The organism is Aminobacter ciceronei (genome assembly GCF_014138625.1).
In the GTDB taxonomy this organism is placed as follows: Bacteria; Pseudomonadota; Alphaproteobacteria; order Rhizobiales; family Rhizobiaceae; genus Aminobacter; species Aminobacter ciceronei.
Genome location: NZ_JACJHY010000001.1, coordinates 282,401 through 308,767 on the forward strand (window position 1 = coordinate 282,401; position 26,367 = coordinate 308,767).

31 protein-coding genes are annotated in these 26,367 nt (G+C 63.9%); 14 read left to right on the top strand and 17 right to left on the bottom strand.

The features are described from left to right. Positions 1-26 precede the first annotated feature (26 nt). The 4 genes from HNQ95_RS01275 to greA all read right to left on the bottom strand — a co-directional run bounded on the left by HNQ95_RS01275 (position 27) and on the right by greA (position 3,565). Positions 27-800, bottom strand: coding sequence for a glycosyltransferase family 25 protein (locus HNQ95_RS01275; protein ID WP_182573289.1), 774 nt, complete (start codon positions 798-800; stop codon positions 27-29). Positions 801-812: 12 nt separating this feature from the next. After that, positions 813-1,667: a glycosyltransferase family 25 protein gene (locus tag HNQ95_RS01280; RefSeq protein WP_182573290.1), complete on the bottom strand. Its 855-nt coding sequence runs from the start codon at positions 1,665-1,667 to the stop codon at positions 813-815. Positions 1,668-1,962: 295 nt separating this feature from the next. Beyond that, positions 1,963-3,048, bottom strand: coding sequence for a glycosyltransferase family 4 protein (locus tag HNQ95_RS01285; protein ID WP_371746483.1), 1,086 nt, complete (start codon positions 3,046-3,048; stop codon positions 1,963-1,965). A gap of 43 nt (positions 3,049-3,091) precedes the next feature. Further along, positions 3,092-3,565: a transcription elongation factor GreA gene (greA, locus tag HNQ95_RS01290; RefSeq protein ID WP_115731214.1), complete on the bottom strand. Its 474-nt coding sequence runs from the start codon at positions 3,563-3,565 to the stop codon at positions 3,092-3,094. Positions 3,566-3,846: 281 nt separating this feature from the next. On the opposite strand from greA, the gene HNQ95_RS01295 reads away from it, so the two are divergent. Then, positions 3,847-4,980, top strand: a complete 1,134-nt coding sequence (locus HNQ95_RS01295) for a PQQ-dependent sugar dehydrogenase (RefSeq protein ID WP_154384813.1) — start codon at positions 3,847-3,849, stop codon at positions 4,978-4,980. 122 nt (positions 4,981-5,102) lie between these two features. On the opposite strand, the gene HNQ95_RS33360 is transcribed toward HNQ95_RS01295, so the two are convergent. The 5 genes from HNQ95_RS33360 to HNQ95_RS01320 form a co-directional block, all read right to left on the bottom strand. After that, positions 5,103-5,393 (bottom strand): peroxiredoxin family protein, encoded by a 291-nt coding sequence (locus HNQ95_RS33360; protein ID WP_210252515.1) that lies wholly within the window; start codon positions 5,391-5,393, stop codon positions 5,103-5,105. Between the two features lie 268 nt (positions 5,394-5,661). Next, positions 5,662-6,171 carry a peptide-methionine (S)-S-oxide reductase MsrA gene (gene msrA, locus HNQ95_RS01305; protein ID WP_067959640.1) on the bottom strand — a complete coding sequence of 170 codons (510 nt, stop codon included), beginning with the start codon at positions 6,169-6,171 and terminating at the stop codon, positions 5,662-5,664. Next, positions 6,168-6,626, bottom strand: a complete 459-nt coding sequence (msrB, locus tag HNQ95_RS01310; protein WP_210252518.1) for a peptide-methionine (R)-S-oxide reductase MsrB — start codon at positions 6,624-6,626, stop codon at positions 6,168-6,170. The genes msrA and msrB overlap by 4 nt, the downstream gene beginning before the upstream one ends. A gap of 70 nt (positions 6,627-6,696) precedes the next feature. Beyond that, positions 6,697-7,596 carry a LysR family transcriptional regulator gene (locus tag HNQ95_RS01315; RefSeq protein WP_154384811.1) on the bottom strand — a complete coding sequence of 300 codons (900 nt, stop codon included), beginning with the start codon at positions 7,594-7,596 and terminating at the stop codon, positions 6,697-6,699. A 158-nt stretch (positions 7,597-7,754) separates the two neighbouring features. Next, positions 7,755-8,294 (bottom strand): tetratricopeptide repeat protein, encoded by a 540-nt coding sequence (locus HNQ95_RS01320; RefSeq protein WP_154384810.1) that lies wholly within the window; start codon positions 8,292-8,294, stop codon positions 7,755-7,757. A gap of 126 nt (positions 8,295-8,420) precedes the next feature. Here HNQ95_RS01320 and HNQ95_RS01325 point away from each other — a divergent pair, with 126 nt between their 5' ends. Continuing rightward, positions 8,421-8,855 carry a hypothetical protein gene (locus HNQ95_RS01325; RefSeq protein WP_182573291.1) on the top strand — a complete coding sequence of 145 codons (435 nt, stop codon included), beginning with the start codon at positions 8,421-8,423 and terminating at the stop codon, positions 8,853-8,855. 84 nt (positions 8,856-8,939) lie between these two features. On the opposite strand, the gene HNQ95_RS01330 is transcribed toward HNQ95_RS01325, so the two are convergent. Continuing rightward, positions 8,940-9,524 carry a tetratricopeptide repeat protein gene (locus HNQ95_RS01330; RefSeq protein ID WP_182573292.1) on the bottom strand — a complete coding sequence of 195 codons (585 nt, stop codon included), beginning with the start codon at positions 9,522-9,524 and terminating at the stop codon, positions 8,940-8,942. 60 nt (positions 9,525-9,584) lie between these two features. Beyond that, on the bottom strand, positions 9,585-9,935 hold the full coding sequence (locus HNQ95_RS01335) for a DMT family protein (protein WP_067959623.1): 351 nt from the start codon (positions 9,933-9,935) through the stop codon (positions 9,585-9,587). A 154-nt stretch (positions 9,936-10,089) separates the two neighbouring features. Between HNQ95_RS01335 and HNQ95_RS01340 the strand changes: the two genes are divergently transcribed. The 5 genes from HNQ95_RS01340 (at position 10,090) to HNQ95_RS01360 (ending at position 14,963) form a co-directional block, all read left to right on the top strand. Beyond that, positions 10,090-10,515 carry a DUF3775 domain-containing protein gene (locus tag HNQ95_RS01340; RefSeq protein ID WP_067959620.1) on the top strand — a complete coding sequence of 142 codons (426 nt, stop codon included), beginning with the start codon at positions 10,090-10,092 and terminating at the stop codon, positions 10,513-10,515. A 502-nt stretch (positions 10,516-11,017) separates the two neighbouring features. Beyond that, positions 11,018-11,602 carry an extensin-like domain-containing protein gene (locus tag HNQ95_RS33520; protein WP_246340512.1) on the top strand — a complete coding sequence of 195 codons (585 nt, stop codon included), beginning with the start codon at positions 11,018-11,020 and terminating at the stop codon, positions 11,600-11,602. A 112-nt stretch (positions 11,603-11,714) separates the two neighbouring features. Beyond that, complete coding sequence (locus HNQ95_RS01350) at positions 11,715-12,725, top strand: extensin-like domain-containing protein (RefSeq protein ID WP_246340513.1); 1,011 nt, start codon at positions 11,715-11,717, stop codon at positions 12,723-12,725. A 147-nt stretch (positions 12,726-12,872) separates the two neighbouring features. Continuing rightward, entirely contained in the window at positions 12,873-13,580 is a 708-nt protein-coding gene (locus HNQ95_RS01355; RefSeq protein WP_154384806.1) for an LssY C-terminal domain-containing protein, read from the top strand. A 93-nt stretch (positions 13,581-13,673) separates the two neighbouring features. Then, the gene (locus tag HNQ95_RS01360; protein WP_154384805.1) at positions 13,674-14,963 is read left to right on the top strand and encodes a hemolysin family protein; all 1,290 of its coding nucleotides are present in this window, start codon (positions 13,674-13,676) and stop codon (positions 14,961-14,963) included. A 225-nt stretch (positions 14,964-15,188) separates the two neighbouring features. Here HNQ95_RS01360 and HNQ95_RS01365 read toward each other — a convergent pair whose 3' ends face one another. Beyond that, positions 15,189-15,794, bottom strand: coding sequence for an NADPH-dependent FMN reductase (locus HNQ95_RS01365; RefSeq protein ID WP_154384804.1), 606 nt, complete (start codon positions 15,792-15,794; stop codon positions 15,189-15,191). Positions 15,795-15,896: 102 nt separating this feature from the next. Between HNQ95_RS01365 and HNQ95_RS01370 the strand changes: the two genes are divergently transcribed. Then, positions 15,897-16,265: a winged helix-turn-helix transcriptional regulator gene (locus HNQ95_RS01370; protein WP_067959608.1), complete on the top strand. Its 369-nt coding sequence runs from the start codon at positions 15,897-15,899 to the stop codon at positions 16,263-16,265. Between the two features lie 194 nt (positions 16,266-16,459). Here HNQ95_RS01370 and HNQ95_RS01375 read toward each other — a convergent pair whose 3' ends face one another. Then, positions 16,460-16,852, bottom strand: a complete 393-nt coding sequence (locus tag HNQ95_RS01375) for an acyl-CoA thioesterase (protein WP_154384803.1) — start codon at positions 16,850-16,852, stop codon at positions 16,460-16,462. A gap of 181 nt (positions 16,853-17,033) precedes the next feature. Between HNQ95_RS01375 and HNQ95_RS01380 the strand changes: the two genes are divergently transcribed. The 4 genes from HNQ95_RS01380 to HNQ95_RS01395 all read left to right on the top strand — a co-directional run bounded on the left by HNQ95_RS01380 (position 17,034) and on the right by HNQ95_RS01395 (position 21,320). Continuing rightward, positions 17,034-18,650 (top strand): GMC family oxidoreductase, encoded by a 1,617-nt coding sequence (locus tag HNQ95_RS01380; protein WP_182573294.1) that lies wholly within the window; start codon positions 17,034-17,036, stop codon positions 18,648-18,650. Positions 18,651-18,738: 88 nt separating this feature from the next. Next, entirely contained in the window at positions 18,739-19,950 is a 1,212-nt protein-coding gene (locus HNQ95_RS01385) for a mandelate racemase/muconate lactonizing enzyme family protein (RefSeq protein WP_154384801.1), read from the top strand. 7 nt (positions 19,951-19,957) lie between these two features. After that, on the top strand, positions 19,958-20,875 hold the full coding sequence (locus tag HNQ95_RS01390; protein ID WP_182573295.1) for an NAD(P)-dependent oxidoreductase: 918 nt from the start codon (positions 19,958-19,960) through the stop codon (positions 20,873-20,875). Positions 20,876-21,098: 223 nt separating this feature from the next. Continuing rightward, positions 21,099-21,320: a DUF6500 family protein gene (locus HNQ95_RS01395; RefSeq protein ID WP_067959595.1), complete on the top strand. Its 222-nt coding sequence runs from the start codon at positions 21,099-21,101 to the stop codon at positions 21,318-21,320. A gap of 64 nt (positions 21,321-21,384) precedes the next feature. On the opposite strand, the gene HNQ95_RS01400 is transcribed toward HNQ95_RS01395, so the two are convergent. After that, complete coding sequence (locus tag HNQ95_RS01400) at positions 21,385-22,323, bottom strand: diacylglycerol/lipid kinase family protein (RefSeq protein ID WP_182573296.1); 939 nt, start codon at positions 22,321-22,323, stop codon at positions 21,385-21,387. A 248-nt stretch (positions 22,324-22,571) separates the two neighbouring features. Here HNQ95_RS01400 and HNQ95_RS01405 point away from each other — a divergent pair, with 248 nt between their 5' ends. Next, positions 22,572-22,985: a hypothetical protein gene (locus HNQ95_RS01405; RefSeq protein WP_182573297.1), complete on the top strand. Its 414-nt coding sequence runs from the start codon at positions 22,572-22,574 to the stop codon at positions 22,983-22,985. Positions 22,986-23,129: 144 nt separating this feature from the next. On the opposite strand, the gene HNQ95_RS01410 is transcribed toward HNQ95_RS01405, so the two are convergent. After that, the gene (locus tag HNQ95_RS01410) at positions 23,130-23,372 is read right to left on the bottom strand and encodes a DUF1344 domain-containing protein (protein ID WP_067959585.1); all 243 of its coding nucleotides are present in this window, start codon (positions 23,370-23,372) and stop codon (positions 23,130-23,132) included. Between the two features lie 463 nt (positions 23,373-23,835). Here HNQ95_RS01410 and HNQ95_RS01415 point away from each other — a divergent pair, with 463 nt between their 5' ends. Beyond that, complete coding sequence (locus HNQ95_RS01415) at positions 23,836-24,093, top strand: SWEET family sugar transporter (protein WP_154384799.1); 258 nt, start codon at positions 23,836-23,838, stop codon at positions 24,091-24,093. 111 nt (positions 24,094-24,204) lie between these two features. On the opposite strand, the gene HNQ95_RS01420 is transcribed toward HNQ95_RS01415, so the two are convergent. After that, positions 24,205-25,140: a DUF3137 domain-containing protein gene (locus HNQ95_RS01420; RefSeq protein ID WP_246719217.1), complete on the bottom strand. Its 936-nt coding sequence runs from the start codon at positions 25,138-25,140 to the stop codon at positions 24,205-24,207. A 123-nt stretch (positions 25,141-25,263) separates the two neighbouring features. After that, positions 25,264-26,325: a CapA family protein gene (locus HNQ95_RS01425; protein ID WP_182573299.1), complete on the bottom strand. Its 1,062-nt coding sequence runs from the start codon at positions 26,323-26,325 to the stop codon at positions 25,264-25,266. Between the last annotated feature and the right edge of the window lie 42 nt (positions 26,326-26,367).

A 26,367-nucleotide genomic window follows, 5' to 3' on the forward strand; every position in this document is an offset into this window, starting at 1 on the left:
CTGCCTCAACAAGGGGCCGGCGCCGGTCAGCGGAACCGCACCTTGCCCCATCGCTGCCCCCGAAGACCTGCGCTGACGGACGCGGCAAGGCGCCCAAGCGGTCTGGCAATCTCCCGCATCAGCTTTTCCGTGCCGCGCGCTTTTTCCTGCACCGGCCGTTCGTGTTTCAGCCCGCTGGCCAAGGCATCGGCGGCACCATCCTTGCCGACGACCACCTCCTGGACACAGATCGCCGGGTCGACCTGATATATCGTCAGCGCATTCCAGGCGACGGAGACCGGATTGAACATGAACTGGTCGACCGGATCGGCGAAATCTGCGCTCAGTTCGAGCAGCTTGCGCGCCCCCTCGCGCGACACGATGTAGGCGCCCGTCCCCGGATGCGTATCGCGCAAGCGCCGTACCGAGCGGTCGCCGGCACGGGCAGCACTGTCGCGGTCGACCAGCGTCCGCACCAAGGTGGTTTCAAGCTTCACCACGTCGGCATCGGCTGGAATCCAAATGGTGTCGACAAGCAGTTCTCGTGCACCGGCCCCGAAGTGGACGTCATCCTCGAAGATCGCGGTGTACTCGCCGTCTGCCTTCGTCGCAGCGTCCCAGCACTTGATATGGCTGAGAAAGCAGCCGATCTCGCCACTGCCCAGGTCGTAATACATGCCCTTGCGAGCCTGTCGGCCGGCCAGGTCCCGGCCGTCGACGGCCGACACCCTGGTGAAGTCGAGCCCCAGCTCGCCAAACAGCGACGCCATGCGCTCGAGGCGCTGCGGTGCGCGGTCCAGATTGATGACAAAAATCTTCATTCCCGCGTACGCTTACCCTGCGCGCTGCGTGTCAGATCGCACCGTCAATTCGATGGACACCTTCTTGAACACCGACTGCCTGGCAGTCGCCAGCAGCGCCATGCGGAAGGGACTCGCCAGCTGGCGCCCGATCCGCCAAAATTCATGCGTGAGCTTCGCGATCCCTCGCCGTCTTGCGGAACGAGGATCGCTGCGGTGAAACTGGCGCCGGTCCTGGGCAATCTGGCTCGTCAGCGAGCCGCCGACGGTAGCGTTCGGCGCCCACATGTCTTGAATGCAGGCCGCCGGCATCAGCTGCAGCACCACGAGTTCATCAAGGATGCCACGCTCCGGAGAATAAAGAATGACGTCGGCTGGTTCGCAGTGGCGCTCGGTATAGCCGAGCAGGCGGCGCGCGGCAGTCCTCGACACGAAGTAGCCTGCCGACCCCAGTTGCGCCGATTTCAGCCTGCGCAGCTCGTGTCCGGCAGGCTCGCCCCAAGTCTTGTGGGACAATTCGGCCCGGGCCAGATCCGTTTCGGCCCTGACCAGATCCACCCCCGCCGGAATCCAGCGGTCGGACTTCAGGAAGCTGGCGGCATCGGCGGAGAAATGGATGTCGTCTTCGGCGACGAAAGCCCAGTCGTCATCGCCTTCGGCCACCAGCGCCCACGCCTTGCGGTGGCTGAGCAGGCAGGCCACCTCGGCGGGCGACATCGAGTTGACGCCGGAGGACAGGCACCGCAGCCGCTCGAACTCCCGTTCGGGCAGCTGTTTGGCGTCGACCGCCGGCACACGGACTGTTGCAACGTCCATGCCGGCGACCTGCGCCATGAACCAATCGAGCCGGCCTGGCGACCGGTCGAGATTGATGAAATAGATTTTCAAAGCACGATCTCTACCATAGTCGTGCCCCCGACCCGCGGTTGCCATAAGGCAAGCGAGGGCGGGCAGCAAGCCGGGGGCGCATTGCGGTGCAATATAGAGCAACCTTGATCAAGAATTCAGCATTATTTCAGGCGCCCAAGTGTTTTTCCGCATTAGTCGCCTTGTTGCAGCTTCCGGTGGAGAACCGGAAAGCAAAACTGACTTAATACGAGAAATTCAAAGCATTTAAGCGGGCGTTACATTAGAATCGGCGGAGAAACTCGGGCCAATGCGGCAAGCCGGCTCCAGGCCCCTGTCAGCCCTTCGCCCACACCTGGTCATAGATCTCGCGCAACCCGGCCGCCTCGTTTTCGAGCCGGAAGCGTGTGGAGACGTCTTCATGCCCGGCAGCGCCATGAGCCTCGGCAAGAGCCGGATCGGCGAGATATGGCCTGATCGCCTCGCGCAAGGCATTTCCGTCATTGGCGGCAACAAAATCGCCGGTCACGCCTCGCGTCACGATCTCCGAATAGGAGCCGGCGTCGCTGGCAACGACAGCCGTGCGCGATGCCATCGCCTCGAGCGGCGTCAGCCCGAAGCCTTCATTGCGCGACGGCGCGACATAGAGTGTGACGCGCCGGTACCACACGGCAACGTCGGGCACCTCGCCGAGCAGCAGGATCCGTTCCGACAAGCCGGCTGCCGCGATCCGCTGCCTTAGCTCGTCGCCGAAACCCTTGTGCTCCGCCGTGATGCGCCCGGTGATGACAGCCGTCCACTCGGGATAGTGCGGCAGCAACGCAATCATCGCATCGACGAACAGGTCGGTGCCCTTCGAATGCCTGACCCTGCCGAAGCAGCCGATGGCATATTTGCCGGGCAACCCCGCGGCTGCAAAGGCGTCGTCGGGCCCGCGCGGCGGGTGGAACTTTTCGAGGTCGACCCCGTGCATCACCACCTTGTGCGGCACCTCGAGGAAACGCCCTGACATCAGGCTGGTCGCGATCACGCCATCCATCTGGCGGATCAGCCATTTGGTGAAGGGCCTGTGGTCGCGCTGTGCCGCCGAGGTGAACACCAGCCTGATCTGCGCCCGAAAGAAGTGGCGCAGGACAAGCCCTGCCACCATCTCTGTGTTGCGCCTGGCGTGCCAGATGCGCGGCCGCCCGGTCTCAGGCCGCCTGAGCAGCCAAGGCAGTTGCCACCAGCGCATCTTGGGCAGGCTGTCGGGCAGACCAGGCCCGAACACGGCAATGCCGAGGTTGCGCGCCTGCACCGGCACCAGTTGCACGATGGTGCTGGTGACGCCGGAAAGCCGCTGCTTGAGATTGGGCGCGATCACTTCGGTGCGCGCCATGTCGACCGCGCCGGCGTTTTCGGCGCGGTTGCCTGCCTTGTTCATCGTGTCTGATCCGGCATCGCCACAGCCAATGCCACCTGTTGCCTCAGATGAACTGGACCTGGACGATCTCATAGCCGCGTGCGCCGCCCGGGGCGTTGACCTCGATGGCGTCGCCCACTTCCTTGCCGATCAGCGCGCGCGCTATGGGCGAAGAGATCGAGATGCGGCCCGACTTCACATCGGCTTCCTGGTCGCCGACGATCTGGTAGGTCTTTTCCTCTTCGGTATCCTCGTCGAGCAGCACGACGGTGGCGCCGAACTTGATCTTGTCGCCATTGAGCTTGCTGACGTCGATCACCTCGGCACGCGCGATCAGGTCCTCGAGTTCGTTGATGCGACCTTCGTTGAGGCTCTGCGCTTCCTTGGCCGAGTGATACTCGGCGTTTTCCGAAAGGTCGCCGTGCGAACGTGCCTCGGCAATGGCTTCGATGATGCGCGGACGCTCTTCCTGCTGGCGCCAGCGCAGTTCTTCCTTCAGCGCAGCGAAACCACCCGCAGTCATCGGAACCTTGTTCATAATCGACCTCTCCTGGCCTTTGCCGCGCGGCCTTAAGCTGCCGCGAGGCACAAAAAAAGAAAACGGTCCGGCAGCCTCGGCTAACGGAACCGTCTCACCTCTATCTCCGTTGAATATAGCAACCCTGTCGCAGAATTCACGTCAAAAAATGCGTTGGCCACCACTGACGTTGCAGCAGCGCAACCTGACGCTGCGCCCCCTCACCCGCTTGTGATTGAAGCTGTCGCGCTTTGATGCTCTGTAGCGGTTGCCGCAGCAGCCAACGCACCTATGTCGGATAGATGAGCATCAACACACCGCATTTCGTTTTCATCTTCGCATTGGCCGCCTCGCCGGCCTTCGCCCAGACCCAGAGCTTCAACACCGAAGCCGTCACCGTGCGCGCCGACGTCATTGCCGGAGGGCTCGATCATCCTTGGGGCCTCGATTTTCTGGCCGGCAACGAGGCAATCGTCACCGAGCGCTCGGGCCAGATCCGCATCCTGTCGCAGAACGGCTTGTCCGAACCCGTGTCGGGTGTGCCCGAGGTTGCCGCAAGCGGCCAGGGCGGCCTGCTCGACATTGCCGTCGCCCGCGATTTCGCAACGTCTGGCACGATCTTCGTCAGCTTCTCCGAGCCGGGACGCGGCGGCGCCGGCACAGCGCTTGCCCGGGCCAAGCTGGTCCGGGACGGAGCCAAGGCGCGGCTCGAAGATGTCAAGGTCATATTCTCGATGAACCGCAAGAGCGGCACCAGTCACCATTTCGGCTCGCGCATCGTCGTCAATGACGACGACACATTGTTCGTCACGACCGGCGACCGCGGCCAGGGCGATCGCGCCCAGGACATGCAGGACCATGCTGGCGCGGTCATCCGCATCAACACCGACGGCTCCATCCCCAAGGATAATCCCTCGCCCGACGGCAAGGCCATGGCAGCCGAAATCTGGTCGAAGGGCCACCGCAACCTGCAGGGAGCGACCTTCGATCCCGTTCTGGGCAGCCTCATCACTGTCGAGCATGGCGCCAAGGGCGGCGACGAGTTGAACCGCCCTCAGGCCGGCAAGAACTATGGCTGGCCAGTCATCACCTATGGCCGCGACTATTCCGGCGCCAAGATCGGCGTCGGCACCTCGGCCAAGGGCTACGAGCAGCCGCTCTATTACTGGGATCCGTCGATCGCGCCTTCAGGCCTCGCCAGCTACCAGGGCGACATGTTCCCGGAATGGAAGGGCGACCTGCTGATCGGCTCGCTGAAGTTCGAGCTTTTGAGCCGCCTCGACCGCGACGCAAAGGGCAACATCCTGGACGAGGAGCGCATTCTCGACGGCGCCTTCGGTCGCATCCGCGACGTCAACGTTGCGCCCGACGGCTCGATCTGGCTTCTGACCGACGAAGGCGACGGAATGGTCGTCAGGCTGTCGCGCGGCGACTAAAGCAATTCAAGGAAAAGTGTGCAGCGGTTTTCCGTCCGGAATTGCGGAAAACAAAGCGATAGAGAGATTCCGCGATTCGAAGAAAAGCGAAATCTCTCTAGCGCCCGCGTGGTTTCAATGCGTCAGGCGGTGGTCGGGCTGCTCATCGCCGAGATCAGCAGGTCGGCATCAATGTGAAAGTCGTTGAAGACGACCTTGCCGGCCGGATCGATGATAATGAACCACGGCGTGCCGCCGGTACGATAGTCCTGCATGACAGTCGGATAGTGTTCGCCCTCCGGCGGGACGTCGTGCCCGAACGGGATCATCAGCCTGTAGCGCGCCTGTTCGAGCTTCGGCTTGTCGTCGGTGTTGATGCTTGCACCCTCGAACACCGTCTGGATGGCGGCAAAACCGAACTTGTCGGCCGGCAATGCCTCGACCAGCCGCTTCAGCGTCGGAAATCCACGGGCATGGCATCCGGGACACCAGTGCTGGAAGCAGTAGAGTATCTTGCAGCCGTCGCCCAGGTCGGAAAGCAGCAGCGGCTGCCGGCGTCGATCCAGTTTCCGCCCCTGAGCTCAGGGGCGCGACGCCCCAGGAGTCCGAGTTCCATGGCATCCTCCTAGACACGCTAAACCGTTCCGGACGCCCGCGTCAGCAAGGCGTCCGGTTGCAGTTCTTTGCGGTGACGTCGTCAGATCAGGCGGCGCTCGACCGGCGCGGCAGCTTCCAGCCCGGGCGGACGAAGTGGCAGGTGTAGCCGTTGGGATAGCGCTCCAGATAGTCCTGGTGCTCGGGCTCGGCCTGCCAGAAGTCGCCGGCCGGCGCCAACTCGGTCACCACCTTGCCCGGCCACAGTCCGGAGGCATCGACGTCCTTGATCGTCTCCTCGGCAATCTCCTTCTGCGCCTCGGAGGTGTAGAAGATCGCCGAGCGATAGCTCGTACCGCGGTCGTTGCCCTGCCGGTCCTTCGTCGACGGGTCATGGATCTGGAAGAAGAACTCCAGCATGCTGCGGAAATCCGTCTTCGACGTATCGAACACGATCTCGATCGCCTCGGCGTGGCTGCCATGATTGCGATAGGTCGCGTTCTGGACGTCGCCGCCCGAATAGCCGACACGGGTGGAGACGACGCCGGGAAGCCGACGGATCAGGTCCTGCATGCCCCAGAAGCAGCCACCGGCCAGAATTGCAGTTTCGGTTGTCATGCAACGTCTCCCTTGTTCACGAATAGCTTCACATAGTGCCCGAGGCCTTCGCTTTCGAGCTCGTCGACCGGCACGAAGCGCAACGACGCCGAGTTGATGCAATAGCGCAAGCCGCCAGCGTCGCGCGGGCCATCTGGAAAGACATGGCCGAGATGGCTGTCGCCATGCGTCGAGCGCACTTCGGTGCGCACCATGCCATAACTGCGGTCGCTGATCTCGACGACATTTTCGGCATCGACCGGCTTGGTGAAGCTCGGCCAGCCACTGCCGCTGTCGAACTTGTCGACGGAGGCGAACAACGGCTCGCCGGAAACCACGTCGACATAAAGGCCCGGCTCCTTTTTGTCCCAGTACTCACCGGTGAAGGGACGCTCGGTCCCATCCTTCTGGGTGACGCGATACTGCTCCAGCGACAGTGCCGAGACGGCGTCGGGATTCTTGTTGTAGGCCCTCATCATCTGCCCTCCATTTCGGTGATGAGGCAGAGATGGGTATCGGAGGGGTGCCTGCGCCAATGCATGTTGGCTATTGTTTCGATGCACCGGCTGAATGCGGCCAGCGATGCGAGCCGACCATCATGCGCAGATGGCGCAGTGCCGGCGCATTGCCCGATCCGCTGACCGAAACGAAGGACACCTGGCGCTCGAGATTCAGCCCCGATACCGGGCGCAGGGCCAGCCCCGGCACGATGGCGGAGAATTCGGGCAACAGGCAAATGCCGGCGCCATCGGCGACGGCCTGCTGCATCCAGTCCTCGCGTTCGGACTGAAGCCGAGGCTGCATCACCAGCTCGGCGTTCATGAAATAGTCGATTGCCTGGCTGCGAAAATCGCAGCCGAGCCGGTCGAGATAGCTTTCGACACCAATTTCCTCCGGCGGAACCATGTCGAACTTCGCCAGCCGATGGCTGCTCGCGCAAGCCAGCATCAGCCTCTCGCTGAACAGCTCGATCACCGACAGCTTCGGGTTGTCGGCGGGTTTGTCGGCGAGGAAGACGCCGTCCAGCGTGCCGGCCAGCAGCAGTCCCGACCCCATCTTCCCGTCGATTGGATGAAGCAGGATCTCCAGCATCGGCATCTCGCCGAGCGCGTGCGTGATGAACCGGCTGATTGGCGCCGGCGCCACCGAATGCGCAATCCCCAGATTGAGGCGCTCGCGCCGGCCCGAGATGCGACTGTTGACCGAAGCACGGATCCTGTCTTCGGCGCCGACGATGGCCGCGAACTCCTCACGGACATCGCTGCCGAGCGACGTCAGCCGTGTGTCCTTGCCGTCCCGGTAGACCAGCGTGCCGCCAAGCTCATGCTCGAGCTTCTGGATCGCGCGCGTCAGTGTCGGCTGCGCGACACCGCACAATCGCGCCGCGTCGGTGAAGTTCAATGTTTCGGCAAGGGTCAGGAAGTAGCGGATCTGGGCGAGGTTCATGGCCCAACCCTAAGCAATTCCGGGAAAAATGTGCAGCGGCTTTCAGTCAGGAGTTGCGCAGAATGAAGGCCGCGCGACCTGCGCTGCCGTCACCGCATTCGTGTCAAGGAAAAGGACCGGGCCAAGCCCGGTCCTTCGGATCATGTCATCGGCACAAATCAGCCGGCGCGCAGATAGGCGTCGATCTGCTCTTCCAGCATGCCGTATTCACGGCAACCCTTGCCACAGCGCTTTTCGATTTCCGACAGCTGCAGGCGGGCGGCCGCGACGTCGCCGAGCATCAGATGCGCCTCGCCCATATATTCGCGCACCAGCGTGTAGTCGGGGTTGTTGCGCAGTGCTTCCTGGTAGTAGCCGAGGCCGACGAGCACGCGGCCGGCCTTGCGGTGGGAATAGCCAAGATAATTGAGGATGCGCGGGTCGGTCTTGTCCTGGGCCAGCGTCAGAACCTTGATCGCCTCGTCATACTTGCCGTCCATGGCAAGCGCACGTCCGGCCGAATAGAGGCTGTCGTCGTCGATCATGCCGGCCTTGGGCGGTTCGCATTTCTTGGTCTTCTTGTTGTAGACCAGGCCATTGTCGCATTTCGGCTCGTCGCCGCTGCTGCTTCCGCCGCTGTCGGCCGAAAACACCGGCACTGCCAGCAAGGGCAGCGACACCATTGCACCTGCAAGCACTTTCACAAATCGGGTCTGCATCGCTACCTCCTAACATGCGCCCATCGACAGACTAACGCAGATCGAGCTGCTTTTCATCCCGCGCTGAAATCGCGTAGCGAACCGTTCATGCCCAGCTGCTAGCGTGGACGCGCGGAGGCTTGCGGCATGGACGAGATTGACGGCGACGGGCTGCTGCAGCTCGACATACCAGCACCTGCCCTTCGCGTCGGCCTGGTCGCCATCGGTGCCTTCGTCGTAAGCATCGCCACCTGGGAGCTTTACCGTGGCGTCTGGCCGCTCAATGCCACGAGCCCGTTCTTCCTGTGCCTCATTCTCGGCGCCTGGTCCGTCGGCGTGCCGGCGATCTGGGGCGGCCTGACGGGGCCGGCGATCCATTGGACAGTCGGCTCCGGCCGCATCGAAATTGTCGAGAAGCGTCCGTTCAGTCAGGCCTGGCATCACCTCTTCGGGCCCGACCAGATCGAACGGTTCGAAACCCGGAAATGCCCTGCCATGGAAGGCGCCAGCACCTGGCGCGTCGACCGCCCGCGACTGCAAGCGCTTCGACACCCGCGACTTCGGCACCCGCAACACCGCTGACGCTTTTCGCGAACGCGTCGGGGGCCTGTTCAACAGTTGACCGCCGCAGCGGCGCCTGCGACGACCTCCGGCAGGCCACGCCTGTCAGCCCTTCAGATAACCGTCGATCTGCTCCCGCAGCAGCCCGTACTCGCGGCAGTCGATGCCGCAGCGCTTCTCGATCTCCGACAGCTGCTGCCTGGCACCGGCAACGTCGCCGAGCGTCAGATGCGCCTCGCCCATATATTCGCGTACCGGCATGTAGTCGGGATCGTCGAGGATCGCCTCCTGGTAATAGCCGATGCCGACGAGGATGCGCCCGGCCTTGCGGTGCGAATAGCCGAGATAGTTGAGGATGCGGGCGTCGGTCTTGTCGTGCGCCAGCGTCAGCACCTTGATCGCGTCGTCGTACCGGCCGTCCATGGCCAGCGCCCGCCCGGCCAGATAGAGGCTGTCGTCATCGATCATGCCGGCCTTGGGTGGCTCGCATTTCTTGGTTTTCTTGTTGTAGACGAGGCCGGTGCGGCATTTCACCGGGTCGCTGCCGCCGCCACTGCCGCTGCCGCCACCCGTTCCGCCGCCACCACCGCCTCCTCCACCCCCGCCTCCGTCGGCGGAGATCACGGGAACGGCAAACAGCGGCAGCGCCAGCAGCGCGCCGGCCAGAAGCTTCAGATATTGGCTATGCATGGCCACCTCCACCGATGCGTCCCCCGTCGAGGCAAACGCATCGGCTGAGCTCTTTCGTCCTCAGCCGCGGAAAATCAGTGCTGCCCCGCCGGCGATCAGCGCGAAACCCATGGCGTGGTTCCAGGTGAGGCCTTCCTTGAGGTAAAAGACCGAGAAGATGACGAAGACGCTGAGTGTAATCACCTCCTGCATCGTCTTCAGTTCCGCCGCCGTATAGACCTCGTGGCCGATGCGGTTGGCCGGCACCGCCAGCCAGTATTCGAAGAAGGCGATCAGCCAGGAGAAAATCACCGCCGCATAGAGCGGGGCCGCCTTGAACTTCAGGTGCCCGTACCAGGCGAAGGTCATGAACACGTTGGACGCAATCAGCATCAGCACAGGAAGAACCTTGGGCGAAAGCAGAAAAGCCATGGGGAATACCGTCTGGAGGGGGGAGGAAGGCGCGCTATATCCGCCTCTCCTAAAGTCATGTCAACCACGGCAACCCCGCCGCGAATATCGAGGCAGTGACGTCGCCGCCAAATGCGCTATCATCAGCCGGGGGGAAGGCAACAGGAGCACGCTCGTGCAGCAGCGGCGCGAAAAAGAGTGGGACCTGACCATTGGCCCGGACACCGTCCGGCTGTTCATCCTCAAGGCCAAGGCGATCAGCGCCGGCGTCAACGAAGACTATGAAGACGGCGCCGAGCACGAGGTCGAATATGACGGCGACACCCACGACAACCATCGCCATGATGGCCTCGCCGAGGAAGAGGCGGAAAACCTCACCGAAAAAGAGCTACGCGGGCTGATTGCCGACCTCAATGTCGACCAGGCTGCCGAACTGGTGGCGCTCGCCTGGGTCGGGCGCGGCGACTACGACGCCGCCGAATGGGCGGACGCGGTCGCCGAGGCACGGCAACGCGGCAATCGTCGTACCGCCAAATACCTGCTCGGCATGCCGATGCTGGGCGACTGGCTCGAGGAAGGCCTCGAGGCCCTGGGCGCCTGAAGCATCGCTTGACACTTCCGCCAGATGACAACGCCGTCACCGAATTTGATCGCGCGGCAGCGTCCCCTCGGCAACCGCGAACGATCGACAACGTTGAGCGGCGATGCACACAGCCAAATCCCGCCTGCTTTCCCTGATCCTTGTCCTGCCGCTGGCGGCCTTCGCAGCGCCCCCGCACGGCTTTGCCGAAGCCAGCAAGTTCGAAGCAAGCAAGACGTCACTACCCAATCGAGCTCCGGTGCCACAGGCCGCACCCGTGCAGGCCATGCCCAAACCGCCCCCGGCCGCGTCGACACAAGCCGGGCAGGCTTTGGTTCCCACACCCGAGCCGCGTCCCGACGTTCCCGACCAGCGGCGAGCCCGAGAAATGTTCGGCCCGCCAATTCCTGAAGCGATGTCGAAGGCTGAAGCAATACCAACAACCGTCCCCATTCCGTCCTCGCGCCCGGATGGCCCCGAAGCACCACGTGGGCGAGAGACGTTTGGTCCGCCGGCGCCAAAGATGCTGCCCGACAAGCGTTCCTACGTCGCGCGGCCGGCAACGATGCCGATCGAGGAGACCGCCTGCCGCACGCGCCTGAAGGTGCTCGGCGCCGAGTTCGAGGAACAGGCGCCGCAAAGCGACGCCGACGGTTGCGCCCTGCCCTTTCCGCTCAAGCTGAAGCGTCTCTCGCGATCCATCGACATCGAGCCCGACGCGATCATCAACTGTGCCACCGCCGAGACCTCCGCCCGCTTCGCCACGGAAGTCATCGCCCCTGCCGCGAGAACCGAGCTCGGCGAGGAACTGACCGTCGTCGGGCAGGCCTCGGCCTATGTCTGTCGGCCGCGCAACGGCACCCGCAAACTGTCCGAGCATGCCTTCGGCAACGCCCTCGACATTGCCCGTTTTACCCTGACCGGCGGCACGTCGGTCGAGGTCGAGCCGGCGCCGCCGGAGAAGAATGCCAAGTTCCTTGATGCTATACGCAAGGCGGCCTGTGGGCCGTTCAAGACGGTGCTCGGTCCAGGCAGCGACGCCGACCACGCCCGGCACCTGCATATCGACCTCGCCCCGCGCAAGAATGGCGGCACATTCTGCCAGTAGGCCTGCCCCGCCACCCACGCCGCAATTCGGCCCCAGCCGTAAACGCTGCCGCTGATCTTTCCTTTACCCTTGGCGGCTAGGCTTATTCCCTCAAGGGGACAGGAGCCTTCGCATGGCCGCAGATTCGCGCGCCACCATCCCGGTCGGATCGCCGCGAGCCGCGCGCCAGCGCGCGCTGCTGCTCGCCACGACCCTTGTCGCCGTCGGCCTCGCCCTCAGCTCATGCACATCGGGCGATGTGTTCGCGCTCCAGCCCGCCGTCGATGTCGGCTCCCAGACAGCGTCGCTCGGCCCCGTACAGGCCGCTCCTGTCATTGTCGAGCCGCAGTCCGATCCGGCGCTTGTCGCGCAGGCGGCGCCCATGATCGAGCCGACGCTCGACACACAGGCCGCGCAGTTCGAGCAGTTCGAGCAGATCCAGCCTGAAGCGCCACAGCCTGTGCAGACCGCCGCGCTCGCGCCTGCCCAGGGGCGCGGCATGCAGACGCTGGTGCCGTCCAACCCCTATATGGTCGCCTATCCCAAGCTCGACGATCCCTCCAACGAGCCACAAAGTGCGCCGATACGGCCTGCCGTCATGCCGGCCGACGAGGTTGACTGCCGCAGCGACCTGAAGAAACTCGACGTCACCTACCGCGACCTTCCGCCGATCCGCGACGGCGCCGCCTGCGGTATCGACTACCCGGTCAAGGTGTCGGCCATCGGCTCGGTGCAGATGAAGCCGGCAGCCGTCGTCACCTGCCAGATGGCGGCCAGTTTCGCCGCCTGGACCAAGCGCGACCTCGTCCCCTCCGCCCGGCTGCGCTATTTCTCCGGCGTCAAGACCATCCACCAGGGCTCGAGCTATTCCTGCCGCAAGATCGCCGGCACCCGCACCCTGTCAGAACATGGCAAGGGCAATGCGTTGGACATCATGCGCATCGAGCTGAACAGCGGCCGAGACATCGACGTGGAAAAGCCCGGCCTGTTCGCCTTCCGCACCCGCGGCTTCCTCAACACCATTCGCGCCGACGGCTGCAGCTATTTCAACACCGTGCTTGGCCCCGGCTACAATTACGACCACCGCAACCATTTCCACTTCGACATCAAGCAGCGCCGCAACGGGTACCGCGCCTGCCGCTAGCGTTTGCGCGCCACGTGTCATGAAGCCAGGCAAGATGCGCTTTACAAAAGACATCGCTAATACTTAATCTGCCGATGCAACCCATGATTTGTTCCGAGTTCAATGTCGCGCCACTGCTTTGGCTCGACCCATCGGCAGCGGGGTTTGATGCTACGGGGAAAACTGCACCGACAGGCGACCCTTTGGTTCATTGCGCTCTGCGTGAGCTATCTCGCGCTCGCCTATTTCGCGGCTCCTGAATTCTGGTCGCTCCGTTTCCTGCGCGACGGCCCCCGGCCTGAATCGCTGCTCACCACGACGGAACAAGGCATCCCGGGTGACCCGATCAATATCGGCCTCGTCGGCAGCGAGCTGGACGTGACCGCCGCGTTTGCCGCCGCCGGCTGGGACCGCGCCGACAAACTGTCGGTGAAATCAGCGCTGGAAATCGGCGAAAGCGTGCTGCTCGACCGGCCTTATGTCGACGCGCCCGTCAGCACGCTCTTGTTCAACGGCCGGCGCCAGGATCTCGCATTCGAAAAGCCTGTCGGCAAAAGCGCCGACGTCCGCCACCATGTTCGGCTGTGGCTGACCTTCACGCCCGGTGCCGACGGGCGCCCGACCTGGTACGGTGCGGCGAGCTTCGATCGCGGCATAGGCGTCAGCCACGACACCGGCGCCGTCACCCATCACATCGGACCCGACATCGATGCCGAGCGCGATTCGCTGATCGGCGATCTGACATCGGCCGGACGCATCATCGAGGTAAAGACGATGTCAGGCATCGGCCTGACCAAGGCCGGCCGCAATGGCGAGGGTGACCCCTATTACACCGACGGAAAGATGCTGATGGCAGTTCTGGTGCCTGACAGATAGCCCCAGCCTCGACCCGCTCTTGTGCCGCTGGGGAAGAGTATTTTTGCTGCCGTCTTTTCGAAAGGCCTTAAGCAATGCTATGCAGCGAGCATCATGTTATACGCTGAAATCGCTATCGTGGTCGTCCTCATCTGTGTGAACGGCCTTCTGGCAATGTCCGAACTTGCCATCGTTTCTTCCCGTCCAGCCCGCCTCAAGGCGATGATCGACCGCAACGTCAAGGGCGCCGGCCGCGCGCTCGAACTCGGTGCCAACCCCGGCAAGTTCCTGTCGTCGGTGCAGATCGGCATTACTCTCGTCGGCGTTCTCTCCGGCGCCTTCTCGGGCGCCACGCTCGGCGAACGCCTGAGCGGATTTCTCGCCGCCAACGGCATGAGCGCCGGCGCCTCCAACGCACTTGGGGTCGGCATCGTCGTTGCCATCATCACCTATGCCTCGCTGATCATCGGTGAACTCGTGCCCAAGCAGATCGCCCTGCGCGATCCCGAGGGCGTCGCCTCCCGCGTCGCCCCAGCCATGTCGACGCTCGCCAAGGTCGCGCTGCCGCTGGTCTGGCTGCTCGACATTTCCGGCCGCTCGGTGCTCTGGCTGCTCGGCCAGCGCGGTGAGAGTGAGGAAAAGGTCACCGACGAAGAGATCAAGATGCTGGTCGCCGAGGCCGAGCACCACGGCACCATCGAATCCGACGAACGGCGCATGATCGCCGGCGTCATGCGCTTGGGCGACCGCGCCGTGCGCGCCGTCATGACCCCGCGCACCGAAGTCGACTGGATCAATCTGCAGGCCGACGAAGCCGCCACCCGCAAACTTTTGATGGAAACGCAGCACTCGCGCCTGCCCGCCGGCGAAGGCTCGGTCGACGCCATGGTCGGCGTAATCCAGACCCGCGAACTGCTCGCCGCACTGCTTGCCGGCCGCAGCTTCGACCCACGTAAGCATGTCCGCACCGCCCCGATCGTCCACGACCAGGCGGACGCGCTCGACGTGCTCGCCACCCTCAAGCAGTCCGAAGTGCCGATGGCGCTGGTCCACGACGAATACGGCCATTTCGAAGGCGTCGTCTCGCCCGCCGACATTCTCGAGGCCATCACCGGCGTGTTCCGCTCCGACCTCGACGAGGACGACGTCGACAATGCCGTCCAGCGCGAGGACGGCTCCTGGCTGCTCGCCGGCTACATGCAGGCCGACGAGATGGCCGACCAGCTCGGCATCGACCTGCCGGAGAACCGCGACTACGAAACCGTCGCCGGCTACGTCCTGTCGCATATGCATCACCTGCCCGCGACCGGCGAATGCGTCGACGCGCAGGGCTGGCGCTTCGAGGTCGTCGACCTCGACGGCCGCCGCATCGACAAGGTGCTGGCGTCGAAGCTGCCCGGCTGACACAGCGACCGGGTTGGTGCTGGCCCGGATACACCGGGCCGCTGAGCCACTGCAGCTCGCGTTGCGAGGCTTGGTGATGGTCTTGGGCCGACGTTTTGCCGTCATGGTTTTGGACCGTGTCTGACTCTTGGCTGTCACGGCATGGCAGGTGCCCCAAAGGCACAACGAAAAAGGGCGGCACAAGGCCGCCCCAGACTCCCTTGGGAGGAAAAGGTCCGAAGCTGCTCAGGCAGCCTTGGCTTCTTCGGCAAGAACGTCGGCCTCGCGCGCGACCTTCAGCGCCTTGGCCCACCAGGCGATCTCGGAGACCAGCCCGTTCGCCGACTGGTTGAGGTGCTCGAAGTCGGAGAGTTGCTTCTCGCCCTGGCGCACAGCCAGGAAGTCCGCCCAGACGATGTGCACGGCGGCCTTCGTCGGCGCCATCTGCAGTTCCACCGCATGCATGCGCAGCTGCTCGACGGCCCGCGCCCCGCCGACACCGCCATAACCGACGAAACCGGCCGGCTTCTTGTTCCATTCGGTGGCCGCATAATCGAGCGCATTCTTCAGCACCGCGGTGGGACCGTGATTGTATTCGGCGGCGGTGAAGATGTAGCCATCGAACTCGGCCACCTTCTTCTGCCAGCGCTGGGCAACCTCGTTCTGCGACGGCACCCAAGCGGACGAGGCGACCTCGTCGAAAAAGGGCAGCGGGAAATCCCGGAGATCAACGATTTCGACCTCGATATCGGCGTGGGATTTTGCGATCCTGGCAATCCACTCCACCGGCGTGTCGGCGAAGCGTGCGGCGCGCGTCGAGCCGACGACGATGGCGATCTTGGGTTTGGACATGGTAGGAACCTTTCGGGCGTGAGTATCTGGACGACACTGGTAACAAATGGATACCGACGCTATATAGGTAACTGAAAATCAACCGCACAAGGAGGCACTTTTTTGATACCGAGGCACCCGCACCGCACCGAGGATTGCCGCGCCGTCAGCGATATCCTGCAGCGCGTCGGCGACAAATGGACGGTGCTCGTCGTCGGCAAGCTCGGCGACGGTCCGATGCGCTTCAACGAGTTGCGCCACGCTGTCGGTGGTATTTCGCAGAAGATGCTGACCACCACCCTGCGCGGCCTGGAGCGCGACGGCTTCGTCACCCGCACCGTCTTCCCGACAATCCCGCCGCGCGTCGACTACGAGCTCACCGACCTTGGCCGCGAACTGCTGGTGCCGGTGTTCGCGCTCGGCGAGTGGGCGAGGCTCAACCAGGCCCGTGTCGCCGAGGCACGGATGAAGTTCGATACGACGGTGGAGTGACGCGCGCGGCGGCATCTTCGCTGCGCCCTTTGAGAGCTCGCCGCGCACGCCGCGCCAAAATCACATAAGCCCTGCCGGCTCACACCTCAGGATGAGAACCGTGGCAGCGCCGGACATTAGAGCCAGCGCATTGCATCTATGGGCAGGTGAAGTGCTGACACCGCCGACGCACTCAAGCCTTGAGGGACGCGCGCCTACTCCGCCGGCACCGGCTTCGGCTTGCCCTGCCCGTCCAGCGCTACCATGATGAAATCGGCGTCGGTCACCTTTTCCATCAGGTCGGAGAGATAACGCTGCGCCCAGGCCTCGACCTTGAGCGTCATCGAGGTGCGGCCGACACGCTCGACATGGGTGTAGATGCACAAAGTGTCGCCGATCTTCATCGGCTTGGCGAAGGCCATTTCCTTGACCGCTGCCGTCACGACGCGGCCGCGGGCACGCTCGGCGGCGCGGATACCGCAGGCAAGGTCCATCTGCGCCATGACCCAGCCGCCGAAGATGTCGCCTGCGGCATTCGCGTCGGCTGGCATCGCCAGCGTCCTCAGCGTGAGCTCGCCCGTCGGCTGGCCATCGGCATACTGAACCATCGTCATTCTCCTCAACAATTCCTCCGTCCACCCGTATCTTCGCGGCATTCGCCGCGTCAACGCCGTATCTCTTGCATCGCCCGGTCGTATTTTTCACAGGCCATGCCGTAAGCGACGCCGAAGCCTGCGACTGAGGCGATAGTCTGACCGCATCGTGGAATTTCGACAGGCCGCCGACAGCATGCAGACGTTCGATTTCATTGTAGTGGGCTCGGGCTCCGCCGGTTCAGTGGTGGCCGAGCGGCTGTCGGCGAGCGGGCGCTTCTCGGTGCTGGTGCTCGAGGCCGGCGGCACCGACCGCCGCTTCTTCGTCCAGATGCCGCTCGGCTACGGCAAAACCTTCTTCGACCCCAAGGTGAACTGGAATTACGCGGCCGAAGCCGACCCCGGCCTTGCCGGCAACAAGGACCACTGGCCACGTGGAAAAATCCTCGGCGGGTCGAGCTCGATCAACGCCATGGTCTGGATCCGGGGGGCTGCCGAAGACTTCGACGCCTGGCGCGAGGCCGGCAATCCGGGCTGGGGTTTTGACGATCTCCTGCCAGCCTTCAAGGCGATCGAAGACAACCAGGCAGGCGGCACCGACCTGCGGGGCACCGGCGGTCCGATCCACGTCACCGACAATAGGAAGAACGTCCATCCGCTGACCCATCGCTTCCTGTCTGCCGCGCAAGCGGCCGGCCTGCCTTTGAATCAGGACTTCAATGGCGCGGCCCAAGAGGGCGTCGGTGTTTATCAAATCACCACCCAAGGCGGCCGCCGCATGTCGGCGGCGCGCGGCTTCCTGCGCCCGGCGATGAAGCGCGCCAACGTCACCGTCGAGACAGATGCACTGGTCACCAAGGTGCTGTTCGAGGACAAGCGCGCCTGCGGCGTCGAATATGTCCAGAACGGTGCCAAGCAGACGGCTCGCGCCGGGCGCGAGGTGATCCTGTCGGGCGGTTCGGTCAACACGCCGCAGTTGCTGCAGCTCTCCGGCATCGGCCCAGCAGCACTGCTCGCCGATCTCGGCATCGATGTGCTGCACGCAAACGAACATGTCGGTCGAAACCTGCAGGACCACCAGGGCATCAACTACACCTGGAAGGCCAAGGTGCCGACCCTCAACCAGCTGTTGCGCCCGTGGTGGGGCAAGGCACTGGCGGGCATGCAGTATCTTTTGCTGCGCTCGGGCCCGCTGTCGATGAGCATGAACCAGGGCGGCGGCTTCTTCCGCACCGACTTGAGCCGCGCCCGCCCCAACATGCAACTCTATTTCCAGGTCTTTTCCACCGTGCTGCCCAAGGCCGGCGAGCGCCCGATCCTGACGCCCGACCCCTTCCCCGGCTTTTCCATCGGCCTGTCCAATTGCCGCCCGTCGAGCCGCGGCGAGATCATGATCCGCTCAGCCGATCCGACCGTGCAGCCGCGCATCACCGTCAACGCCTATTCGACCAACAGCGACGTCGCCGAGATGCTCGACGCGGTCAAATTCCTGCGCCGCATCGCTGCGCAATCGCCCATCGCAGACATCATCGCAGAAGAGGTTTTGCCAGGCCCGTCAATCACTTCCGACGCCGACCTGATTCAGGATTTCCGCAAGCGCTCGGGCACCGTCTATCACCCGGTGTCGACCTGCCGCATGGGCCCGGATCCGATGAGCTCGGTTGTCGATCCCCGGCTGCGCGTCCACGGCCTCACCGGGCTTCGCGTCATCGACGCCTCGATCTTCCCCGACAACATCACCGGCAACACCAACGCCGCCTCGATCATGACTGGCTGGAAGGGCGCGCAGCTGTTGCTGGAGGATGCGGGATGAGCAGTTTCCGATGTTGGCGCAGCCCCTCATCCTCACCCTGAGGGCTACGCCAAAAATCGACGATGTCACGCGACCGGGAGGACCATCGATGAAGATCACCGACGTCAAGACCTTCGTGGTCAACAACCCGCCCCCTGGCATCGGCGGCAAGTATTTCATCTTCGTCAAGCTCACCACCGACGGCGGCGTCGTTGGTTATGGCGAGGCCTACAACGCCACCTTCTCCGCCCATGTCACCGCGCGAATGATCGAGGACATGGCCGAGCGCTACCTCGTGGGACAGGACCCGCACGACATCGAAAACCTGTTCCGCCGCTGCTATTCCTCCGGCTTCACCCAGCGCCCCGACGTCTCAGCCATGGGCTGCTTTTCGGCGCTGGAAATGGCCTGCTGGGACATCGTCGGCAAGGAGGCCGGCAAGCCCGTCTACAAGCTGCTCGGCGGTCAGGTGCACGAGACGCTGCGCTCCTATACCTATCTCTATCCACACACCGGCAGCGTCCATACCGAGGACGTTGCTCCCAAGAACGTCTACAACGACCCCGACATGGCAGCCGAATGTGCAGCTCTCTATGTCGACCAGGGCTTCGACGCCGTGAAGCTCGATCCGGCCGGTCCTTGGACCGCCTATGACGGCCACCAGCCCCGCCTCATCGACATCGACCTGTCGGTGCGCATGCTGAAGGCCATCCGCGAGGCCGTCGGCACCCGTGCCGACATATTGTTCGGCACGCATGGCCAGTTCACCGCCTCAGGCGCCCTGCGCATGGCTCGCGCCATCGAGCCCTACGATCCCTTGTGGTTCGAAGAACCGGTGCCGCCCGACATGCCGGAGGTGATGGCCCAGGTCGCGCGCGGCACATCGATCCCGATCGCGACAGGCGAGCGGCTGACCACAAAATTCGAGTTCGCCCGCGTCATCGAAAACCGCGCCGCCACTATCCTGCAGCCCGATCTCGGCCGCTCCGGCGGCATTCTCGAGACCAAGAAGATCGCCGCCATGGCCGAGGCCTACCACATCCAGATCGCACCCCACTGCTATTGCGGCCCGATCGTCGGTGCAGCCAACATCCAGCTCGCCGTCACTCTACCCAATTTCCTCATCCTCGAATCGCTCAAGCAATGGGACGGCTTCCACGCCAAGCTGCTGAAAAAGAAGATCGAATGGCAGGACGGCCATGTCATCCCGTCGAAAGAGCCCGGCCTCGGCGTCGAGCTCGACGAGGCGGTGTGCGAAGCCAATCCATATGACGGTCCCCACCTGCACCTGCAGATGGTGCAGACCCCGCTGATGCCGTGAGGCGCGCGTGACCCAGCCCCTCGCCTACGCCTTCATCGGCCTTGGCCATCTCGGCGCCAATCTCGCGGCATGCCTTGTGCGCGGCGGCTTCGAGGTCGTCGTCTACGACCGCAACCCCGAAACCGTCGAGCACCTCGTTGCGCAGGGTGCCGCCGCTGCAAAAAGCCCTGCAGACGCGGCCGCCCGCGCCGGCAATGCCATCACCTGCCTGCCCTCGCCCAAGGCTAGCGAGGCGGTTCTGGTCGGCCCCGACGGGCTGCTGTCAGGCCTGCCCAAGGGCGGCACCTGGATCGAGATGTCGACAAACGGCCGCGACGAGATCCTGCGCCTTGCCGACCTGGCCACTGAGGCCGGCGTCGATACGCTGGAATGCCCCGTCACTGGCGGCGTGCATCTCGCTGCCGAGGGCAAGATCACTGCACTTGTCGGCGGCGACGCGGCGCTCTACGAGCGCCACCGATCGGCCATTGAGGCAATGTGCGCCCGCGCCTTCCTGATGGGGCCGATCGGCTCGGCGGCAGTGATCAAGGTCATCACCAACATGCTCGCCTTCATCCATCTCGTCGCCGCCGGCGAAGCGCTGATGCTGGCCAGGAAGGGCGGCCTCGACCTCGCCCAAGCCTACCACGCCATCGTGGCCTCCTCGGGCAACAGCTTCGTCCATGAGACCGAGAGCCAGTTGGTGCTCAACGGCTCCTATGACATTGGCTTCACCATGGACCTTGCCCTCAAGGACTTAGGCTTTGCGCTCGCCATGGCGCAGGAGGGCGGCGTCCCGCTCGACCTCGCCGCCCGCGTCAACACCATCTTCCAGCAGGGCAAGGTGGCTTATGGCGGCGACGCCTGGTCGACGATGATCGTCAAACTCCTGGAGGACGCGACTGCCACCGACCTGCGCGCGCCCGGCTTTCCGGCGAAGCTGTGAGGCTGACGTCTCTAAACCCTTCCCCTTGTGGGCAGGGTCGGCGCGTAGCGCCGGGGTGGGGTAGTCGAAAGCTCTGAGCCCAGCCAGCCTCCCTTCCGCCTCGCGGATCGGCCTCCCACAGGGGCGGGCAAACGCGTCTGGCACCGCCCCTTCTCGCCCCGGTTTGACACCCGCCCTCGGCTCGACTTACCTCTCGCCACCACCACCCGGGAAGGATTCTCCGATGCGGCCTAGCCTGCGCGCGAAAATACTCGACGTCTGCGCGCGCAAGATCGCCGCCAAGGGCCCTGATGTCGGTCTGTCCTTCTACGCCTTCTTCGCCAACAGGAACGACGACCCAGAGCTTCTGATGGAGGCCGCCGAATGGTGGATCAGGACCCAGAAGCTCGACCACTTCGAAAAGGCCGCCAAGATCGAGGCGATGGTCAGGGCGATGGACGCCTAACTTCCACCCCTTCAATTTCAGCGACTTACGCCAATCCCCGGACTCAGAATCCGAGCCCCTTGAATCAACACCTCACCTTCAAAGCCTTCGCCACCATCTCGTAGGTCGCCGGAATATGCCCGGGCGACTCGCCGTCGATATCGACGAGTGCGGCATTGGCGAGCGGATCGCCCAGCGGTTCGACCGTCACCTTGCGTCCGCGCAGAATGGTGATGGCGGGATGGTTGCGGTGGCGTCCGCCATAAAGCAGGCGCAGGTCGAGAATCAGCTTGAGCTTGCTCGCCGCGCGCAGGATGACGATGTCGAACAGCCCGTCATCGGGAACGGCATCGGGGGCGATCATCATGCCGCCACCGAAGAACCGCTCGTTGGCCACCGCCACGAGCGCCACCTTGGCCTCGACCGGTTCGCCATCGTCGACGGTGATGCGTACGTCCTGGAAGCGGTAGCGCACGAACTCGATCACCGTGCGCCAGAAGAACAGCGCCTTGGCCGGCACCCAGCGCTTGCGCCGGTCGTTGTTGACCGCCCGCACCGTCGCCCCCGACATGCCGAGACTGGCGATGTTGACAAAATGTCGGCTCGCCAGCCGGCCATGGTCCTCGACGAAGGAGATACGGCCAGCGTCGATCAGACGGTCGCTGCCCTCGGCAATGCGCGCGATCGCCGAAGATATTTCGACGGGAATGCCCATACCGCGAGCAAAGTCGGAGCCGGTGCCGCAGGGCAGCACGCCGAGAATGGCCGCATCGCCGGTTTCGGCCTGCATCTGCAAAAGCCCGTCGGCGACCTCGCTGATCGTGCCGTCGCCGCCCGCGGCGATGACCAGTTCGCAGCCAAGCGCCACCAGGTCGCGGGCAAGAACCGCGCCGTCGCCCGGCTCGGTCGTCTCGCGAAACTCGACTTCGCCGAAGCGCTGCGTCAGCGCTGCCGCAACCTCGGTCCAATGCGTGTCCAGTCTGCCGCCGCCGGCCACCGGATTCCTGACGACGCCGACTTTCACGAACGCACCCTCCCCGGCAGCCAACGCGCCGCCGCCTCCGCCTTATTGTTAGCCGCAGAGGCAAATGCGCAAGGGAAAGGTTGCGAAGTTCACATCCTGTCGGCCGCCTTGGCGGAAGAACATGTCGCCGGATGGCTACAACGCTGCCGCGCATGCATAACGCCACCGTCATGCCATGATTGCGGCCAACTGGCGCCGCGATCGGAGCGGAGAAATCGCGGCGTCAACAATCCTTGAGGATTCGGACCGTGATCAAGTCTGCCCTTGTCGCCATGACCATCGTCGGTTGCGACTGCGACGCCAAGCTTTGCGAATATATCGGCGAGACGCCGGCACAGTGGACGTCAGTCGCCGACTGCGAGGCGGCGATGAAGAGCCGCATCCTGCGAGAAGGCAACCACGCCTATCCGTTGGTGACCGGCATCTGCCGCACCACGGTATTTGCCGAGCCGCAGTTGGCATCGGCCCCGGCCGAAATCAAGGAAGCCGAGCCAGCCGAGCGGACCACCGTTGCCGGCATCGTCGAAGGCGGACGCTCGGTCCTCTATCGCACCGCCAATGGCTATGCGCTGGCGCGCAGCGGCCTCAGCGATGCCGCCGCCGGCACGGTTGCCGCAGCAAAACGCTCGTCGAGCTGGCTGGCGGCCAATATCGGCTTCTGAGCCGACCGTCCGGCGGCATGAAAAATAGCCGACCTCGGGAAGAGGCCGGCCATAGTTTGGTTCTGCGTCTTGGAAGGTCTCAAGAACGTCACCCACCCCGCCGGGCGCATGGCAGTGCCGGCAGGGCGGTTGTGCAGACGGCCGTTACGAGGCCGCTTCGATCGCGGTCACAGCACCTGTCGTGTCGTCCACTGTTACCTTGACCTTGGCGCCGGCGGCCAGGCCGTCGACCTTGAGGGTTTCGGGGATGACATAGGTCTTGCCGTCGTCGAGCGTGATCGAGCGTGTCGCCGGATCGACCGACTGGACCGTGCCCTGGACCTCGGCGGCATAGGCGGCACCGATGAAGGCGAGCGAAGCGACGGTCGTTGCAAGGATCTTGTTCATGTCTGGTACTCCCGTTCAGGTCTGTCCCGGCTGGTCCTGCCCTCGTAGCAAGGCCCGCCGAACGAGATGGAGACTGACCTGCGGAATGGTCCGACGCAAATCACGAAGCGTGAAATTATCGAACGTAATCATAGGCTTATTTCCGCCGCATTTGACCGCAACCGGCACATGTCTGGATGCTTCGCCATCACCCCGATCTCGCCCTAGCCCTTGCCAGCCATACGCTGACCGGCGTCACACCGCCGTCATCGCGCCGCCACCCCAAGGTCCGATTCCGGAATGGCCGATCACGAAACGCCGTTCGACATCGGCGTGGACAGATTTTTTCCGCGCGGGCCGCCACCCTCCCGCGACGTTTTGCGCCGTCGTTTCGTTGGTCCAGCTCGCCCGGTTGCCTTCACAGCAGCCGGTGATTCTGGCATAGCTCGCGCCGCACGATTTGTGCTTTTGGGAAGCTCCCGTCTTGAACCCCCTGTTTGAAATCGTCGGCGCCGTCGCCGCCATCCTGACCACTTTGTGCTGGTTGCCGCAGATCATGAAGATCCTGCGCGAGCGCAAGACAAGCGACATCTCGCTCGGCACCAACGCCGCACTCGCCACCGGCATCTCGCTGTGGATCGTCTACGGCATCGCACTCGGCTCGCTGCCGGTCATCGTGTCCAACATCGTCACGCTGGTTTTCATCCTCGCCATCGTCGGGCTCAAGCTCCGCTTCGGCTAGCGGATCGGCCCGAATACCGGATTCGGATTTCGGAAAGCACGATACAGCGCTTCAAGGTATTGGAGCATTCTTTTGCGCGTCCGTACGGACGCGCGCCGCTCCAACCGCGCCCTACGACCCGATTTTGCGCACCAGCGAGGCCGTCGCCAGGATCGTCGCCATGTCGGCGATCATCGGCTCGACATGCACCTTGTAGTCGAGAGCCACATCCGACGCCGGCAGCTCGAAAAAATCCTTCTGGTGTGGCAACAGCAGAAATCCGCTCGTGCCCGACAGCGCGATCCGCGCCGGCTCGCCCGGCCATGCCTCCTTGAGCCAGGTCAGCGCCTGCGCCATCTGCCCCGACACCAGCGGCTGCGCAGCCTCGACATTGTCGCTGCGGAACTCGTAGGCCATATCAAGGTCCTGGACCCCCGACCGGAGTTCCTTCAGGCCACTGCCAAAGAGTTCGCCGAAAAAGCTCAGGACCGCATTGGTCCGGATCGTTGCGACCAGCGTACCCTCAAACGGCTTCTTCAGTCCAAACGCCACGATCACGCCCTGAAAGGTCGTGGAGTCGTGCTTTTCCGCCTGTTGCGTGAGCAGTGTTTCGTACAACTCGAAATCGAAACCATCGTAATTGCCGGAAATGAAATCATCGATCTCGAGGTTGTTGTACTTGCCAACCGTAGATTCCGGTAAGTTGACAAAGGACGGTGGCGTCGCGCCCCGTTCATGGCGCATATTTTTGATGAAGCCGAAGACGATCGGCAGCAGCTTGTTTCGAAACGATGCGTTGGCGGCTTCGAGCGGCCGCATCGCACGGAAATAGGCGAAGAACGCAGCGATGAAGCCCACGACATAAAGATAGACATGCGGCGTCGACAGCCACTGCTCATTGAGGTCGGCTATGAAGTTGAAGATCAGCGCCAGAACCAGAACTGCAACGATCACGCCGCCGAGATAGAGGGGCACCCGCCACACCGTCGAAAGCCTGATCGCATTGCGCTCGGCCTGATAGGCTTCGAGGTCCTTCTTGATGCCCGCGGTCGTCGCCTCGTCGGGCATGAAACCAGCTGCGCTCATATGTGCCCCCATGGCGCGCCGAGATCGTGCCGCCCACTTACCGGATGATAGCGGCTTTTCGCCAAATGTCGCGGCGTAAACAAGGAGATGCAACGGTATCCGGACTCAGCTGGTGAGGCTGGCGGCAGCGGCTCCGTAAACCGCCTGCCAGCGCGCCCGCACTTTCGTTCCAAGCTCGCCGTCGACCTTGTCGAGCGGCACCATGCTCTCGTGCGCGCCGTCACGCTGGCGCATGAACGGCACCAGCCGGTAGCTTGCAATCTCGCCACGCGTGTGAGCGTCGGCGCTGACATCGACGACGAGGATCGCGCCGATCCGTCCCGGCCAGGGCTGCCGCGCCAGCGCCGTGCCGAGAAAATCGCCCAGGCCGTAGGCCACCAGCGTGTCGTCGGCGCGCGCCATCGGCTGCACGACATGGGCGTGATGCCCGACAACGAGCCCGACACCCAGCTCAGCCAGTCTCCGCGCCCAGCCACGCGTGACGACGCGCGGAAAATGCCGGAACTCCCAGTCCCAGTGCGGCACCGCGCAAACGAGATCGGCGCCTTCTGCGCCCGCTAACCCGTTGCCGGCCGCGGCAAAGAAGTCATCGGCCATGGCCACGCGCCCAGCGAAAGCCTCCGCGGGCGCATTGCGCCACTGCGTGAATGCGACGAGCCCCAGCGTCAACGAGCCGGCTGCCACCTTGCTCACCTCGGTGGTCGTCCCGATAGTCGCAATGCCAAGCCTGCCCAATGCCGCAAGCGTCGCATGATAACCGTCTGCCCCCTGGTCGAGCACATGGTTGTTGGCCAGCGACAGCACCAGCCGCTCTGGCGCGATGGCAGCCGCCGCCAGCGTTCCGGTGAGAAATTCTTCGGTCATCGCATGATGCGTTCCAAGCCGCGTTCCCAGCCGCGCGCTCGGCCGCTCCACGACAGGGCTCTCGCAATTGCCGACCACCAGATCGGCCGCGGCCAGGAGGGCCGTCAGCTCGCGGTCGAAAATCGGCGGCTGTTTGTTGGCGACGGCGGAAATGTCGCCGACGAATGCCAGGCGCACGCTCTGCCCGGGCTTGGGCAGGAAACGCACCTGATCAGGCAGATAGCCCGGACCGTTACGCCGCAGCGACGGCCTGATGAACCGCGCTGGCCAGGAGATCTTGTAGGAGAAAGGATAGTTGGACACGCCACGCCTGAAATTGACTGCGGCCACCCTAGCAGCTTTTCA

Excerpts from the sequence above, each read along its gene's own strand:
- msrA (WP_067959640.1), bottom strand. The coding sequence starts at position 6,171 with ATGACAACCGAAACTGCAATTCTGGCCGGTGGCTGCTTCTGGGGCATG.
- HNQ95_RS01320 (WP_154384810.1), bottom strand. The coding sequence starts at position 8,294 with ATGCAGACCCGATTTGTGAAAGTGCTTGCAGGTGCAATGGTGTCGCTG.
- HNQ95_RS01350 (WP_246340513.1), top strand. The coding sequence starts at position 11,715 with ATGGCCGCAGATTCGCGCGCCACCATCCCGGTCGGATCGCCGCGAGCC.
- HNQ95_RS33520 (WP_246340512.1), top strand. The coding sequence starts at position 11,018 with ATGCTGCCCGACAAGCGTTCCTACGTCGCGCGGCCGGCAACGATGCCG.
- HNQ95_RS01375 (WP_154384803.1), bottom strand. The coding sequence starts at position 16,852 with ATGGTTCAGTATGCCGATGGCCAGCCGACGGGCGAGCTCACGCTGAGG.
- HNQ95_RS01315 (WP_154384811.1), bottom strand. The coding sequence starts at position 7,596 with ATGAACCTCGCCCAGATCCGCTACTTCCTGACCCTTGCCGAAACATTG.
- HNQ95_RS01295 (WP_154384813.1), top strand. The coding sequence starts at position 3,847 with ATGAGCATCAACACACCGCATTTCGTTTTCATCTTCGCATTGGCCGCC.
- HNQ95_RS01420 (WP_246719217.1), bottom strand. The coding sequence starts at position 25,140 with ATGCCCGACGAGGCGACGACCGCGGGCATCAAGAAGGACCTCGAAGCC.
- HNQ95_RS01410 (WP_067959585.1), bottom strand. The coding sequence starts at position 23,372 with ATGAACAAGATCCTTGCAACGACCGTCGCTTCGCTCGCCTTCATCGGT.
- msrB (WP_210252518.1), bottom strand. The coding sequence starts at position 6,626 with ATGAGGGCCTACAACAAGAATCCCGACGCCGTCTCGGCACTGTCGCTG.
- HNQ95_RS01330 (WP_182573292.1), bottom strand. The coding sequence starts at position 9,524 with ATGCATAGCCAATATCTGAAGCTTCTGGCCGGCGCGCTGCTGGCGCTG.
- HNQ95_RS01335 (WP_067959623.1), bottom strand. The coding sequence starts at position 9,935 with ATGGCTTTTCTGCTTTCGCCCAAGGTTCTTCCTGTGCTGATGCTGATT.
- HNQ95_RS01380 (WP_182573294.1), top strand. The coding sequence starts at position 17,034 with ATGCAGACGTTCGATTTCATTGTAGTGGGCTCGGGCTCCGCCGGTTCA.
- HNQ95_RS01275 (WP_182573289.1), bottom strand. The coding sequence starts at position 800 with ATGAAGATTTTTGTCATCAATCTGGACCGCGCACCGCAGCGCCTCGAG.
- HNQ95_RS01285 (WP_371746483.1), bottom strand. The coding sequence starts at position 3,048 with ATGAACAAGGCAGGCAACCGCGCCGAAAACGCCGGCGCGGTCGACATG.
- HNQ95_RS01365 (WP_154384804.1), bottom strand. The coding sequence starts at position 15,794 with ATGTCCAAACCCAAGATCGCCATCGTCGTCGGCTCGACGCGCGCCGCA.
- HNQ95_RS01395 (WP_067959595.1), top strand. The coding sequence starts at position 21,099 with ATGCGGCCTAGCCTGCGCGCGAAAATACTCGACGTCTGCGCGCGCAAG.
- HNQ95_RS01360 (WP_154384805.1), top strand. The coding sequence starts at position 13,674 with ATGTTATACGCTGAAATCGCTATCGTGGTCGTCCTCATCTGTGTGAAC.
- HNQ95_RS01325 (WP_182573291.1), top strand. The coding sequence starts at position 8,421 with ATGGACGAGATTGACGGCGACGGGCTGCTGCAGCTCGACATACCAGCA.
- HNQ95_RS01355 (WP_154384806.1), top strand. The coding sequence starts at position 12,873 with ATGCTACGGGGAAAACTGCACCGACAGGCGACCCTTTGGTTCATTGCG.
- greA (WP_115731214.1), bottom strand. The coding sequence starts at position 3,565 with ATGAACAAGGTTCCGATGACTGCGGGTGGTTTCGCTGCGCTGAAGGAA.
- HNQ95_RS01385 (WP_154384801.1), top strand. The coding sequence starts at position 18,739 with ATGAAGATCACCGACGTCAAGACCTTCGTGGTCAACAACCCGCCCCCT.